The organism is Peribacillus simplex, from assembly GCF_030123325.1.
Classification (GTDB): domain Bacteria; phylum Bacillota; class Bacilli; order Bacillales; family DSM-1321; genus Peribacillus; species Peribacillus simplex_D.
The window spans coordinates 1,089,019-1,102,739 of sequence record NZ_CP126106.1 but is presented as its reverse complement, the minus strand read 5'-3'; the positions used below and the strand labels follow the sequence as shown (position 1 = coordinate 1,102,739).

Annotated in this window: 15 protein-coding genes and 1 riboswitch; of the genes, 7 read left to right on the top strand and 8 right to left on the bottom strand. The window is 41.8% G+C overall.

The features are described 5' to 3' along the window. The first annotated feature begins 206 nt into the window (after nt 1–206). Together QNH43_RS05275 and QNH43_RS05270 are read left to right on the top strand one after the other, a co-directional pair. Nucleotides 207–1,664, top strand: a complete 1,458-nt coding sequence (locus tag QNH43_RS05275; RefSeq protein WP_283917059.1) for a SulP family inorganic anion transporter — start codon at nt 207–209, stop codon at nt 1,662–1,664. An 85-nt stretch (nt 1,665–1,749) separates the two neighbouring features. Then, nucleotides 1,750–1,893 (top strand): hypothetical protein, encoded by a 144-nt coding sequence (locus tag QNH43_RS05270; RefSeq protein WP_283917058.1) that lies wholly within the window; start codon nt 1,750–1,752, stop codon nt 1,891–1,893. 98 nt (nt 1,894–1,991) lie between these two features. Here QNH43_RS05270 and QNH43_RS05265 read toward each other — a convergent pair whose 3' ends face one another. After that, nucleotides 1,992–2,921, bottom strand: coding sequence for a manganese-dependent inorganic pyrophosphatase (locus QNH43_RS05265; RefSeq protein WP_283917057.1), 930 nt, complete (start codon nt 2,919–2,921; stop codon nt 1,992–1,994). A gap of 292 nt (nt 2,922–3,213) precedes the next feature. After that, nucleotides 3,214–3,394, top strand: a riboswitch (cobalamin riboswitch). Between the two features lie 138 nt (nt 3,395–3,532). On the opposite strand from QNH43_RS05265, the gene QNH43_RS05260 reads away from it, so the two are divergent. From QNH43_RS05260 to QNH43_RS05245, 4 genes are all read left to right on the top strand, one after another. Next, entirely contained in the window at nt 3,533–5,830 is a 2,298-nt protein-coding gene (locus tag QNH43_RS05260) for a ribonucleoside-diphosphate reductase subunit alpha (protein WP_283917056.1), read from the top strand. 45 nt (nt 5,831–5,875) lie between these two features. Beyond that, on the top strand, nt 5,876–6,928 hold the full coding sequence (locus QNH43_RS05255; protein ID WP_034314867.1) for a ribonucleotide-diphosphate reductase subunit beta: 1,053 nt from the start codon (nt 5,876–5,878) through the stop codon (nt 6,926–6,928). Further along, the gene (locus QNH43_RS05250) at nt 6,900–7,337 is read left to right on the top strand and encodes a flavodoxin domain-containing protein (protein WP_283917055.1); all 438 of its coding nucleotides are present in this window, start codon (nt 6,900–6,902) and stop codon (nt 7,335–7,337) included. Before QNH43_RS05255 ends, QNH43_RS05250 begins: the two co-directional genes overlap by 29 nt. Before the next feature lie 120 nt (nt 7,338–7,457). Next, a complete protein-coding gene (locus QNH43_RS05245; RefSeq protein ID WP_179086038.1) occupies nt 7,458–7,625 on the top strand; it encodes a hypothetical protein in 168 nt (55 codons plus the stop codon). A 41-nt stretch (nt 7,626–7,666) separates the two neighbouring features. Here QNH43_RS05245 and QNH43_RS05240 read toward each other — a convergent pair whose 3' ends face one another. The 3 genes from QNH43_RS05240 to modB form a co-directional block, all read right to left on the bottom strand. After that, complete coding sequence (locus tag QNH43_RS05240; RefSeq protein WP_028393295.1) at nt 7,667–7,864, bottom strand: cold-shock protein; 198 nt, start codon at nt 7,862–7,864, stop codon at nt 7,667–7,669. A 198-nt stretch (nt 7,865–8,062) separates the two neighbouring features. Next, complete coding sequence (locus QNH43_RS05235) at nt 8,063–8,554, bottom strand: hypothetical protein (protein WP_076367434.1); 492 nt, start codon at nt 8,552–8,554, stop codon at nt 8,063–8,065. A 110-nt stretch (nt 8,555–8,664) separates the two neighbouring features. Beyond that, a complete protein-coding gene (modB, locus tag QNH43_RS05230) occupies nt 8,665–9,318 on the bottom strand; it encodes a molybdate ABC transporter permease subunit (RefSeq protein ID WP_283917054.1) in 654 nt (217 codons plus the stop codon). Nucleotides 9,319–9,565: 247 nt separating this feature from the next. Between modB and spx the strand changes: the two genes are divergently transcribed. Continuing rightward, the gene (spx, locus tag QNH43_RS05225; protein ID WP_034314875.1) at nt 9,566–9,961 is read left to right on the top strand and encodes a transcriptional regulator Spx; all 396 of its coding nucleotides are present in this window, start codon (nt 9,566–9,568) and stop codon (nt 9,959–9,961) included. A 54-nt stretch (nt 9,962–10,015) separates the two neighbouring features. On the opposite strand, the gene QNH43_RS05220 is transcribed toward spx, so the two are convergent. From QNH43_RS05220 to QNH43_RS05205, 4 genes are all read right to left on the bottom strand, one after another. Beyond that, a complete protein-coding gene (locus QNH43_RS05220) occupies nt 10,016–11,446 on the bottom strand; it encodes a HAMP domain-containing sensor histidine kinase (protein ID WP_260320832.1) in 1,431 nt (476 codons plus the stop codon). Then, on the bottom strand, nt 11,436–12,125 hold the full coding sequence (locus QNH43_RS05215; protein WP_076367440.1) for a response regulator transcription factor: 690 nt from the start codon (nt 12,123–12,125) through the stop codon (nt 11,436–11,438). The genes QNH43_RS05220 and QNH43_RS05215 overlap by 11 nt, the downstream gene beginning before the upstream one ends. A 271-nt stretch (nt 12,126–12,396) precedes the next feature. Next, nucleotides 12,397–13,323, bottom strand: a complete 927-nt coding sequence (locus QNH43_RS05210; RefSeq protein WP_283917053.1) for a cation diffusion facilitator family transporter — start codon at nt 13,321–13,323, stop codon at nt 12,397–12,399. A gap of 209 nt (nt 13,324–13,532) precedes the next feature. Beyond that, entirely contained in the window at nt 13,533–13,667 is a 135-nt protein-coding gene (locus tag QNH43_RS05205; protein WP_283917052.1) for a hypothetical protein, read from the bottom strand. Nucleotides 13,668–13,721 lie beyond the last annotated feature (54 nt).

Below are 13,721 nucleotides of genomic sequence, written 5' to 3'. Positions count from 1 at the left end.
CCCTTCATTATTGGATGTTGCCCATAGGCAATTCTTGAAATTTCTCCCTTTAGGCCTTTTACCTTCATTCGCCTATAATACGAAATGAATAGCCCCCGATTTGTCGTTTATATTATCCATATAGATAGAAAGAAAGGACTCATGCTATAATTTAGTGCGTTAAAAGAAATGAACACACATATATAAAAGAAAGAAGGAGTGTTTCTTTGAATACATCTGGATACAAACAGGAATGGTTTGGCAACGTTAGAGGAGATGTTCTATCCGGTATAGTCGTTGCCTTGGCATTGATTCCGGAGGCGATTGCCTTTTCGATCATTGCCGGCGTTGACCCGATGGTTGGTCTTTATGCCTCATTCTGCATTGCCATCGTCATCTCTTTTGTCGGCGGAAGGCCGGGAATGATATCGGCGGCCACTGGCGCAATGGCACTCGTCATGGTCGATCTTGTAAAAGATCATGGCTTGAACAATTTACTTGCTGCAACAATATTGACCGGTTTGCTGCAAATTTTACTAGGGGTTTTAAAAATTAGGAATTTAATGAAGTTCATACCGAAGCCGGTCATGACTGGTTTTGTGAATTCTTTAGCCATCTTGATTTTCACGGCACAGCTCACCCATTTCGTGGGCGAAACATGGATCATGTATGTCATGACAGCCGTTTCTTTAGCTATCATTTATCTTTTTCCGCTGATCACGAAAGTCATTCCTTCACCGCTTGTCGCCATCATATTCATGACGATCGTTGCAGTTGCCACTGGGGCTACGGTGCGGACGGTTGGGGATATGGGGCAATTGACCGAAGCGCTTCCGATGTTCATGCTTCCAGATATCCCTTTCACCTTCAAAACTTTGGCGATCATTTTCCCTTATTCCATAGCCCTTGCATTTGTTGGGCTGCTTGAATCATTATTGACAGCTCAAATAGTCGATGAGATGACTGACACGGACAGTAATAAAAATAAGGAAGCCAAAGGCCAGGGGATTTCGAACATCATTGCCGGATGCTTTGGCGGCATGGCGGGATGTGCGATGATCGGCCAATCCGGTATCAATATTAAATCGGGAGGAAGGGGCCGGCTCTCCACTTTTGTAGCTGGCGCATTCCTTATGGTATTAATCGTGGTATTGAATGATGTCCTTATAAAAATCCCGATGGCTGCACTTGTCGCAGTCATGATCATGGTTTCAATCGGGACCTTTGACTGGTCTTCCCTAAAGAGGCTCACAAAAGCTCCAAAGTCGGATGCAGCCGTGATGATCGTGACGGTCCTCATTGTCCTTTATACACATGATTTATCAAAAGGTGTATTTGCCGGAGTGCTCTTGAGCATGATTTTCTTCTCGGCTAAAATTTCTAAAGTGGCTGTGGAGAAAACGGAAGATATCCAGGCTAAGAAAATCATTTATCATATCAGCGGGCAAGTATTTTTCGCTTCTGTCCAGGACTTTGTTTCGAAGTTCGACTTCAAGGAAAAAGCCGATTCGATCGTCATCGACTTTTCCCATTCTAAAATCTGGGATGCTTCAGCAGTCGGTGCTGTTGATACGGTTGTCCTTAAATATCAGCTTCTGGGAATACCTGTCCAAGTGCAAGGACTCGATGAAGAAAGTTCGTTATTGCTTGAAAGACTCGCCACCTCAGAAAGTAAAATATCTTGAAGAAGTAAAATTTTGCTGAATAGAAACCTTTCAAACCGACAAAATAGATAACATGAATTATTTCCTTTTGAAAGGAGCGAAAAGCATGACACCCGAGCAGGATTATACGGCAGCAAATCTGTCACCGGATTTATTGAATGAACTGAAAAGCTTTGAAAGCAGACTTGGCGAGGAAGCCAACAAAGAACTGATTGTCATTGCCTATGAAAAAGAAAAGGAATTGAATTAAGAAAAAAGACTCAAACACACTTAATGGTGGTTGAGTCTTTTTTTGCATGTAAAGAAAAAGGATGCCCATGTTTTTAATGAACACCCCCTTTTTCTGTATTATTTGCTGAATACGTCCGTTAAGACCGGCACGATTTGTTTTTTACGCGATACAACGCCTTCTAAGACGGCGATGTTATTGTTTAATGAAACGTCGTATGCTTTTTCCACTGCATAAGCTGCTTTACCAAGAGCCAAAGCAGCAGAATCATTAGTCAAGATATCCGTTACGACAAATAGGAATAAGTCCAATTCCTTCTCAGCGATGACCGCTTCAATCGCCGCTTCCAATTCTGCTTGCTTAGCAAGGACCTCGTTCGGATCTACCGCATTGACCTGTGCTATCTCCACTTTAGCCATTCCCATGGAGAATTCTTTTGCATCAAGAGTGATAAGCTGGGCAATCGTTTTGTCGCTCAAGTCAGCTCCGGCTTTCAACATTTCCAAGCCGTATGTTTCAGCGTCGACTCCCGCAATGGCAGCCAGTTCCATTGCTGCTGCAACGTCTTGCTCCGTGCATGTAGGCGATTTGAACAATAACGAATCGGAAATGATGGCAGACAGCATAAGACCTGCGATTGCCTTAGGGACTTCAATGCCGTTTTCTTTATAAATTTTATTTAAAATGGTTGCCGTGCAGCCAACTGGTTCCGCACGGTAATATAAAGGATCGCTTGTTTCAAAGTTAGCGATACGGTGATGGTCGATAACTTCCAACACACGGACTTGGTCAATATCTTCAGCACTTTGCTGGCGTTCGTTATGATCGACCAGGATTACGCCTTCAGCTTCCCCTGCAACTTTTTCCACAAGGCGGGGAGCTTCGAATTTGAATTGGTCCAATGCAAATTGAGTTTCACCATTCACTTCACCCAGACGAACTGGTTCAGCGTTGATACCTAACTGCTTTTTCAGGTCTGCATAAGCGATTGCTGAACAGATTGTGTCTGTATCCGGGTTTTTATGTCCAAAAACTAATACTTTTTCCAAGATTTTATCCCCTTTTTCTTAAATATTTTCCGCGAATCCCCTCACCGCAATAAGGGAGAGCCACCTTTACTAGACACTTTATTTTAACACAAAATCGCGTAAAATCAGCGCTTGAATTACCCATTCCCCAATAAAATCTTTCATTCCATCACACTCTGCCATCACTTTGTCAATAGATAAGGGTTGGTTTTTTTCAAATATATTAGTTGAATTATCATCGTATATGGCTTACGATAATATAAGCAGAAATACTAGATATTGATTATACAAACATTAACAATAACTATATATAGAATTTTTTATAATCCAAGGTGCCAGTGATGGCTGAAAAGGGAATCCGGTGTAAACCCGGAACTGTCCCCGCAACTGTAAATGTGACGAAATGAGAAACCCACTGTATAGCTCTCTATACGGGAAGGACTCAAAGTAGGATGATCATGAGTCAGGAGACCTGCCTTGAATTTTTCACGTTTCTTATTCTTCGGGGATTGAGATGATGAAACGATAGTTTAACGGCTATTTTTTCATGGCTCTTTTATTCTATCGTTTGATCCGCTCAATTCATTGGGCGGCTTTTTTATTTTAGCGGAAGTTAACAAGGAGGATCATTAATGACTCAAACATATAACTCTACCATAAGTGAAAATGTCACAGAAACGAAATCCATCCAGCTCGAGATGTTATCAAAGGAATTCGAAGGCCATCTCGATATGGAAAAGTTCAAAAAGCGTTTTACAAAATGGCTAGATCGCAAAAGTGACTCAACCGAAGAACAGGCATCAAGAAAACTGATTCAGCTCGCTCTTGAAAGTGTGGATATCGATGCTCCGGATTGGACGTTCGTTGCTGCAGCAGAACTGTTGAATACAATGTATAGGGATGCACAAGCCAATCGAGGTTATGAAGGCAAGAGTTATGGCCCATTCTATGAGCTGATCACGGAACTCTCCCAGCTTTCGGAAGGTCAGCGTTATCCCATTTATAAATCAGAACTGCTATCTTCATATACGAAAGCGGAAATTGAGGAATTGGGTTCGGTGATCGACCCGGAAAAAGATAAATTATTCTCTTACATAGGCATCTACTTATTGAACGACCGCTATCTGGCCCGCCCACAAAAGGACAAGGTCTACGAACTGCCACAAGAACGATTCATGATCATCGCGATGGAAATCATGAGATTGGAAAAAACGGAGCACCGCCTGCAACTTATAAAAGAAGCATACTGGGCCATGTCCAATCTTTATATGACCGTTGCGACTCCTACACTATCCAATGCAGGTAAAACACATGGACAATTAAGCTCTTGCTTTATCGACGCAATTGAAGATTCCATTGACGGAATCTACCTATCAAACTACGATGCAGCAAAAGTATCCAAATTTGGCGGCGGTGTCGGTCTTTACGTCGGTAAGGTTCGCTCGCTTGGTTCCGATATCCGGGGTTTCTCTGGAAACAGTTCCGGCACGACTCCCTGGATTCGACTATTTAACCAGACAGCCGTAAGTGTCGATCAACTGGGTCAACGTAAAGGTGCCATCGCGATTTACTTGGATGCCTGGCATAAAGATATCATGAGCTTCCTCGATTTGAAGACTCAAAACGGGGATGACAGATTAAAAGCCCATGATATTTTTACAGGTGTATGCATACCCGATTTATTCATGGAAGCTGTACGCGACAGAAAAGAATGGTATCTTTTCGATCCGCATACCGTTAAGCAAACCCTTGGATTTTCGCTTGAAGATCTTTATGACGAGAAGAAAGGCGAAGGAAGCTTCAGGAATCATTATGCACTTGCTGTCGAGGCCGCAGAAAATGGCAAGCTTCCAAACTATAGCTTTGAAAAAATCAAGGCGATGGACATCATGAAAAGCATCATGATTTCTCAATTAGAAGAAGGCGTACCGTATATGTTCTACCGCGATGAAGTGAATCGGAAGAATCCCAATAAACATAAAGGTATGATTTATTGTTCCAACCTTTGCACGGAGATTGCCCAAAACCTAAGCCCTTCGACGATCACGGATGAATACGAAACAGAAGATGGAGATGTTGTTGTGGTTCGTAAAAGCGGCGATTTCGTAGTCTGCAACCTTTCATCCATTAACTTGCCCCGGGCAGTTGGCAGCGATGTTCTGGAAAGATTGATTCCCATTCAGATCCGCATGCTGGATAATGTCATTGATGTGAATAATCTTCCTGTCAAACAAGCATCCATCTCGAACAAACGTTACCGGGCAATTGGTTTAGGAACGTTTGGATGGCATCATTTACTTGCCACACAGAATATTTATTGGGAATCCGATGAGGCTGTTCACTATGCAGATGCTTTATACGAAAAGATCGCTTACTTAACAATCAAGGCATCCAACGAATTGGCCAAGGAAAAAGGATCATACCCATATTTTGAAGGATCTGACTGGCATACAGGGGACTATTTCGAACTGCGTGACTATACAGATCAAAAATGGATGGATTTAAAAGCAGACGTTCAGGAACACGGGACCCGCAATGGATATTTAATGGCCATCGCCCCCAATTCTTCGACAGCTAAAATCGGTAATTCCACGGATGGAATCGATCCTTTGTATGAAATTGAATTTTACGAAGAAAAGAAAAACTTCAAATTCAAAGTGACCGCGCCTGGCTTGACGCCAAATACGTATGAATATTATAAAAAGACGCGATTTAATTTGGACCAACTGGAAAGCATCAGGCAAAATGCAGCCCGCCAACGCCATATTGACCAAGCAATCAGCTTTAATCTGTATGTACACAATACAATCAAAGCGAAGGTCCTATTGGATATCCATTTAACGGCATGGGAAAGCGGATTGAAATCAACGTATTATGTTCGTTCGACTTCTTCCGAATATGATAATGCCTGCGAAAGCTGTTCAAGTTAACGACAATCATAAACCAGTAATCTATTCTTAAAGGAGTTTTCACGAATGACCAATCATATCAAAAAGATTCGGATGCTCGAACCTACGCATCCAACCAAGGCAACCGGTGTTTTCAAAGGAGAAGCTTCAGGCTTCCTCCTTTGGAACGATATTCAGTATGAAAAGTTCTATGATACGTATACACAGCTCATCAATAACTTTTGGAAGCCTTCGAGCGTGAACATGATTCAGGATAAAAAACAGTGGGGCGAATTGGACGAAGATATCCAGGACGCTTTTCTCGATATCCTTACGATGATTGCCGGAATGGACAGTCTTCAAACACCCACTTTAGTAGAAATCCTTCGGTACATCAAAGATCCGGCGGCAAAAGCTATCCTGGCCAACATGGCCCAGCAGGAATCGATCCATAATGAATCTTATTCCTATATCCTTGCTTCCTTGATTCCTGTAGGCAAACAAAAACAGCTTTTCGACCGCATTAAAGAACATCCTGAAGTGATTAAGCGCAACCAACCGATCGTTGATGCTTATCAAACGTTCGTGGACGATCCCAGCCCTCAGCATTTATTCGAGGCACTGATCCATTCAACGAACCTTGAAGGGATATATTTCTATCTGGCTTTCGCCTTTTATTATAATTTAGGACGACAAAATTTAATGACCGGTTCCGCTACGATGATATCCTATATTCATCGCGATGAAATGGTCCATTTCGATTTCATTGGAATGCTCGTTCAAATCTTGATGTATGAATACCCTGAGTTAAATAATGAAGAAAACACGAAGTTCATCTATACAACGATTGAAAAAGCAGTCGAACTCGAAAAAGAATGGTCTGAATATATGCTCGAAGATATCCAAACCAAAGCCGATCTCGATTTGGAAGAATTCAATGAGTACATCGAATATATCGCCAACAAACGGTTACGTATGCTAGGCCTTGAAAATTTGTATAAAGAGTATGGCGAGAATCCGATGCCATGGATCAAAACGTTCGATGATGAATCCATCGGACTTACCAAAACCGATTTCTTCGAACAAAAGTCAAGGACATACAGTCAAGTAAATGCAAGCAATGGGTTCGATGAGCTGTAAAGTTGCCATTGTCTATCATTCTGCCGGAGGCAATACAAAAGCGCTTGCTGAAGCCCTCGCTTCCCTTTTACCTGTAGCTGGGCTATATCGAATGAATGAATTCGACTTACATACATTGCCGGATTACGATGCATTGATCGTCGGCACCTATACATGGGGCAATGGGGAACTTCCCGCTAAGTCAGCAGCCTTTTATAAAGAACTGGAACAGTTGCCTATCGCTCATCTGAAAACGGGAGTCTTCGGAACTGGCGAAACCAACTATCATCATTTTTGTGGTGCGGTCGATCATTTCCGGGACATGTTATTTGCCAAGAGCCAGTTATTGGTGACATTGAAGATAGAACAGATGTATCAAGAATCGGACTTGCCCAGACTTCAAAAGTTCGCCTGGCTATTCCAGGACTGACTGAAAGGGGATATGCGTTTACGCATATCCCCTTTCAGTGTTTTTTATAAAACTTGGCTCCCTATATCATAGCAGCGGTAAATATGAAGTATAATGGAAGAAAAAAGGAGATAATATCCAATGACTGAAAATATAACCCAGTTCCTGCCCATCCTTTTTATGCTAGTGCTTGTCGCATTCGTTATATTCATCGTGTTTTCCCTGGCAGGGCATTTTAATCGTTCTAAACGGATCGAAGAAAAATTGGATAAAGCTTTAAAGGAAATGGCCGAAAAAAAGGAAAAATAAAAAGACTCCACAATCGGAGTCTTTTTTTTATATGCGTTCAATTATTTTTGAACGTTAGCTGCTTGTGGTCCACGAGCGCCTTGCTCGATTTCGAAAGAAACTTCTTGGCCTTCTTCAAGCGTTTTGAAGCCTTCGCCTTGGATAGCTGAGAAATGTACGAATACATCGTCTTGGCCTTCAACTTCGATGAAACCGAAACCTTTTTCTGCGTTAAACCATTTTACTTTACCTTGTACCATGATAGTTCCTCCTGTGTTTGGAAAAATCCATTTTATTACTATTTTTGGTTCTGGATAATGTTTCAAGAGGAATCCTATTACAGTAAATCCTTCTATCAAACTTATTCCGAACAAAAATAATTACTTATATTATATCATGGGAATTCCTAAAAAAACAAGATAATCGCAGTAAATCACCCGACAAATTATCCTAAAATTCTACATATTCCTCTTCTTGCTTTGTCGGAAGCCCTCGTCCAATAAGTAGCGCTCCGCCTCTACTGGACTTTCGAAACACTCCTCAAGGTTCGAGCCTGAATACACATTCCAAAGCAGGTCTTCCCTTTCAAGTGTAAGCTCTTGCTTTTCAGGGCCAATCCATGTCCCTTCCAACCTAGCGAACTCGTTCTCCTCTTCTTCGAATTCAACCGGGGGTTCAGATAGGTAATCGACGCTTTTTTGGATCAATTCTTTTAATTCCGCTTCATTATAGTCACGAATATTGATAAAACCTTTACGGTCAGTGTCTTTTTTTCTCATATGCCCTGCGTAAACGAATCCATTTCCATTGGGATGCAAGTGCTGAACGACGATCTTTTTCTCCTGGACACTATCTGGATAATGAAAGTTCACACGTCCCAATGAAACATCTTTTCGCTGTAATTCCGGAAAAGTTTCAATGATGCTCAATTTTTCTTCAAATGTTAACAAATTTCTTCCTCATTTCATTAGTTCATATTGTTTGTCGATTATAACACAGACTGATTAGAAACAATAATCTCCTTCTTCCATTATTATGTACGGAAATGGAGAAACAGCATTCATTTTATGTAGGTCACGATAAAGAGCATAATGAATGAAATGACAATGATTACGGCAACCCACAGCCAGGCTAATGTCATATTCCCGGAGTCCATCGCGATATAAATCGCAGTCGGTATGGTTTGTGTCTGTCCGGGAATGTTTCCGGCAAACATGAGAGTGGCTCCGAATTCCCCCAGCGCACGAGCAGAACTCAAGATGGCACCTGTGACGATGGATTTGACCGCCAATGGAAGGGATACATTCAGGAACAATCTCCACTCGCCGGCACCATCAACCCTTGCTGCATTTTCGATTTCTTCATCTATACCTTCAAAGCCCGTTTTAGCGGATTGGTACATAAGCGGAAACGCTACCACGGTAGATGCAATGACCGCGGCCCACCATGTGAACATCAGGGGCTGATCAAAAACCCTTTCAATGAATTGTCCCGGCACCCCACTCTTGCCAAAAATCACAATCAATAAAAACCCAACGACGGAAGGCGGCAATACAAGCGGCAATAAAAACGCTGTTTCCAACAGGACCCTTCCCCTGAATTGCTTTTTAGCCATCATTCGCGCCATGATAATTCCTAAAATGAAAACAAGGATACCCGATAGTCCCGCTACTTGTATCGATAGCCTGACTGGTGACCAAAAATCTCCTGTCATGATACTATCCGCACATCACTGTTAAATATCGGCCTATGCAGGTCCTTGTTCGTCATCATCACCCAAACGGCTTCTTTTTCATTAAAGGCAGATTTCATTTCATTTTCTCCCTTTCTTTTTAAAATTACATTTAAGTTTATTTTTCTTGACATCTTGCTGACACAAAGAAACGTTAAAGTAAGAGTATCACAAATATAAAAATAATTTCATTCCAATAAACTTGAAAACTTTGAAGGAGTCGATTTTAATGGTAACAATTTATACTACTCCAAGCAGTCTAGCATGTCGTAAAGCAAAAGCTTGGCTTAAGAAGAACGAAATTTCCTTTAATGAACGCAACCTATATTCCCAACCTCTTTCTATAGAAGAAATAAAAGAGATTTTACGTAAAACGGAAGGCGGGACAGATGAAATCATCTCAACCCGTTCCAAAAAATTCAAAAGCCTGAATATCGATATAAATAATACACCACTTAATGATCTTTGCAAGCTTATCCAAGATAACCCGGATTTACTTCGCCGGCCAATCATTTTCGACCATAAGAACTTGCATGCAGGATATAATGAAGAAGAAATGGGACGCTTCCTTCCAAGGAAGGTCCGTCATGTACAATTATGGCGTGCAATCAGCCAATTGGCTTAATAGTTAGCTTCACGCATAATAAGAGGGTTGTCCATTACATCGGACAACCCTTTTTTATACCTGATCCGCTTTCTCTATGACAATCGTGAAGGTGGTGCCTTGTTCATCGCTATCCTTAAGCACTAAATCACCCTTTTGCGCTTTTGCGAGCATCTTACTGAATGGCAGTCCCAAACCTAAACCACGTACCTTCAACTTTTTGTTTTCACCTCGATAAAATGGTTCGAACACGAATTGTTGTTCATGTTTTGGAATCCCCCGGCCACTGTCCAGTACATCAATGCAGATTCGTTCTTCATCCTTTTCATAAAGGTGAATCGCTATTTTCCCTTTGCCATCAAGTGCATGTCTGGCATTATTCAAAAGGTTAATGACGATTTGCTGCATCCGCAATGAATCAATTTGACCAAAGACCGGTTCATCAGGAACTTTTATCTCAAAAGCGAACGCTTGATCATCATCTTGGGTCACCTGCCAGCGATAGGCGATTTCCTTGATGAATATATTGATATTCTCTTTTTGCAGCCGAATTTTAAAAGCGCCTGCCGATATGGCATTATAATTGAGTAAATCCTCTATCATACCTTGTAAACGTTGCGTTTCCTTTAAGGAAATATCGAGGAATTCCTTACTTTGCTCTCCCTTGACGACATCATCCTTAACCGCTTGTATCAGTCCGCTAATGGAAGTGACTGGCGTTTTCAAATCATGGGTTACGCCTGCAAGCAATTCCGCCCGCAACTTCTCCATGACCTTCAATCGATTGGTCATTTCCTTAAATGATTCTATCAGTTCATAAATTTCTTCTTCCTTGATTTCCTCTTCCTCTTTGAAATGAATGTCATAGTTGCCTTCACGAACCTGGACAGCGGCGTTAGCCACATCTTGGATGGGACGTGAAATCTGCCTGGAAAGAAAATAAATGACTCCCGTTCCCAGAATCAGGAGGCCTCCAATCATGATCGCCAACAAGCCATGATCTTGGTTGATTTCCTTCAATGCCCCTTCTTCCTGTGCAATGACCACCCAGCCTCTTGTCTCATCATTAAACGTAATGGGGGATTTGACGACATATACTTTGTTGTCGGAAATCTTGACCTTCTGGATTAACTCCGTATTTTTCATGATGACGTCCGGGAGTTTATTTTCATCCGGATCTATATACAATTGTGGCATCGTATATATGATGGTGGCATCGGGATCGACGATATAGATGATTGGCTGCTGGTTGAGATGAAGGATTTTCTCCCTTTCTTCTACAATTTCCGAAAGGATCGGGCCAACGACAATCTGACCATTTTCCTTAATCGCCCGATCGGATGTTTCATCAGCTAAGTATTTAAGAAGGCTAAGCCGATATTCCAAAGCCGTTTTTTCCATCCACCATAAGGAAAAAACAGACAATAAGATCAAACCGGAAATCAAGGTCAATACGTATCTCTTAGTCCAATAGCGTTGTAAAGTGGTTCTTTTTTTAGTTTTCATAGACACTCAATTGATACCCCAATCCACGCAATGTTTTTATTTCCCCCTCAGTTACAGGCCATGCATCTATCGCCTTCCTGATTCGTTTGATGGCCAGGTCGACCGCACGGTCACTGCCGTCATAATCCATGCCCCACACTTGGTCGAGCAGCTGTTCTCTCGTGAAAATTTGATTAGGGTGCTTAGCGAAAAAAACGAGCAGCGACAAATCACGCGGCGTCAAGTTTATCTCCTCCCCATTCAAATGCACCATATAAGACAGATCATCGATGGTTAAACTCCCAAACTCATGTACATGACCATCTTCCGTAACTACCGATGAGGATCTTCTTAAAACGGCATGCACCCGGGCCACGACTTCTTCTGCAACGAAGGGTTTGGAGATGTAATCATCCGCACCTGACTTAAATCCCGATAATCTGTAATCGACATCTGTCAGTGCAGTCAGCATGATAACCGGACATGCATCGTCCTCCCGAATTTCCTTCAATATATCCCAGCCTTCCTTACCCGGCAGCATGACATCAAGCAGGACAAGGTCTGGCTTGGTTTCTTCAAACACCGGAATGGCCTTTAGCCCATCGTAAACTTGGACAACATCAAAACCTTCACGCTCCAAATATGCTTTCAATACCATCGAGATGGCGATTTCATCTTCTACTACAAGAATTTTCTTCATATATGGATTCCTCCTTCCTGAATTATAGTGGAATCATTTTGTATATGCTAACCATTAAAAATACCAAGCATTTTCCCTCAATCTTACCCTTTTTATGTGTCAGGATTATGTTCGCAGTAAAATTAACCGATAATTTCACTTAGTAATTATGTGCAAGTGATCTCGATTCATTTTAACAGGAATGCTGCTAAATGGTCGTAAAAATCAACCAAGAAAAGCCATGTTCTTCATAAACTTTTAAGAGGCTGGCTCTATAATGAGCCAGCCCTTTTCAATTACATGTCTCGTGTGGATTGGGACAGCCCGCTTCCAGTCTTTCCACTTGGATCGTGCTATGCTCGATCCCAAACCGATCGTGAAGTAGTTTTTGCGCTTCTGCCAAAACTGAATCGTGATTACCGCTCTCATCTATGACAACATGGCAGCTCATTGTCAAAAAACCAGAAGTGATCGTCCAGATATGGAGATCATGGACATCGGATACTCCGACCAATCCCATCAAGGATGCTTTCACTTCATCCATATCGACTTGGTCCGGCGTTCCCTCCATCAAGATATGGAAAGAATCCCTCACTACCCTAAAACCGCTTATAATAATTAAAATCGCGACTATGACACTCGCAATCGGATCTGCAATTCCCCAATCGAAAAAATAAATCAAGAGTGCTGCCGCAATGGCACCCACAGATCCAAGCATATCACCAATAACATGTAAAAAAGCACTCCGTACATTCAGATTGTCTTCCTTATCTCCGCTCATTAAAATCCAGGCCGCAATGATATTAACAAGTAAGCCGATGATTGAAATCATCAGCATTCCCAAGCTTTGCACCTCAGGTGGATCCAGGAACCTCTTAATTGCCTCGACGAAAATGAATACGGATATGACGATCAATGTCAATCCATTCAAACAAGCTGCAATGATTTCAAACCGTTTATATCCAAATGATTTGGAAGATGTCGCTTTCCTCTCCCCTAACCTTATCGCTGTATAACTAAGTCCTAAAGCTGCCGCATCGCTTAGCATGTGACCTGCATCCGACAGTAAAGCCAAACTATTTGTCAAGAATCCACCAATGACCTCGACTATCATAAATGTGGAGATTAATAAGAAAGATGCCAACAATGCTTTTTTATTGTTAGAATGGTGGTGGTGTCCGTGCCCATGATCATGGGCGTGACCATGATGATGTCCCATGCCATCCCTCCTCTCGGATTTGAAACTTATATATAGTATGGGATAAATCCAGAATGGTTTCAAATGATTCATTTCCGGGATTCCCTGGCAGAAAAAGGGTTATGGAAACAAGCAGGACGAGACCTTTTGCGAAAAACCAAAATTCTGCATTCAACCCATTCCAAAGTAAAAATAAACGCTACAGACATTTCCTGCAGCGTTTTCCCCGTTTATCTATCCTCTTGCATCGTATCATCGACAATTGCGTGCAGATCCTTATTAAACAATTCATCATTACAGACAAGACTATGACGTTCCATCTCTTCCTGCTCTTGACTTAACTGTTCCAGTTCCTTTTCCTTCATAACCTACCTCCAGCATCATGATGTTTTGCCTATTATCGTATCCACAGGCATGTA

Excerpts from the sequence above, each read along its gene's own strand:
- QNH43_RS05220 (WP_260320832.1), bottom strand. The coding sequence starts at position 11,446 with ATGAAAACTAAAAAAAGAACCACTTTACAACGCTATTGGACTAAGAGA.
- QNH43_RS05210 (WP_283917053.1), bottom strand. The coding sequence starts at position 13,323 with ATGGGACATCATCATGGTCACGCCCATGATCATGGGCACGGACACCAC.
- QNH43_RS05260 (WP_283917056.1), top strand. The coding sequence starts at position 3,533 with ATGACTCAAACATATAACTCTACCATAAGTGAAAATGTCACAGAAACG.
- QNH43_RS05245 (WP_179086038.1), top strand. The coding sequence starts at position 7,458 with ATGACTGAAAATATAACCCAGTTCCTGCCCATCCTTTTTATGCTAGTG.
- QNH43_RS05255 (WP_034314867.1), top strand. The coding sequence starts at position 5,876 with ATGACCAATCATATCAAAAAGATTCGGATGCTCGAACCTACGCATCCA.
- spx (WP_034314875.1), top strand. The coding sequence starts at position 9,566 with ATGGTAACAATTTATACTACTCCAAGCAGTCTAGCATGTCGTAAAGCA.
- QNH43_RS05215 (WP_076367440.1), bottom strand. The coding sequence starts at position 12,125 with ATGAAGAAAATTCTTGTAGTAGAAGATGAAATCGCCATCTCGATGGTA.
- QNH43_RS05270 (WP_283917058.1), top strand. The coding sequence starts at position 1,750 with ATGACACCCGAGCAGGATTATACGGCAGCAAATCTGTCACCGGATTTA.
- QNH43_RS05205 (WP_283917052.1), bottom strand. The coding sequence starts at position 13,667 with ATGAAGGAAAAGGAACTGGAACAGTTAAGTCAAGAGCAGGAAGAGATG.
- QNH43_RS05250 (WP_283917055.1), top strand. The coding sequence starts at position 6,900 with ATGCAAGCAATGGGTTCGATGAGCTGTAAAGTTGCCATTGTCTATCAT.
- QNH43_RS05240 (WP_028393295.1), bottom strand. The coding sequence starts at position 7,864 with ATGGTACAAGGTAAAGTAAAATGGTTTAACGCAGAAAAAGGTTTCGGT.
- modB (WP_283917054.1), bottom strand. The coding sequence starts at position 9,318 with ATGACAGGAGATTTTTGGTCACCAGTCAGGCTATCGATACAAGTAGCG.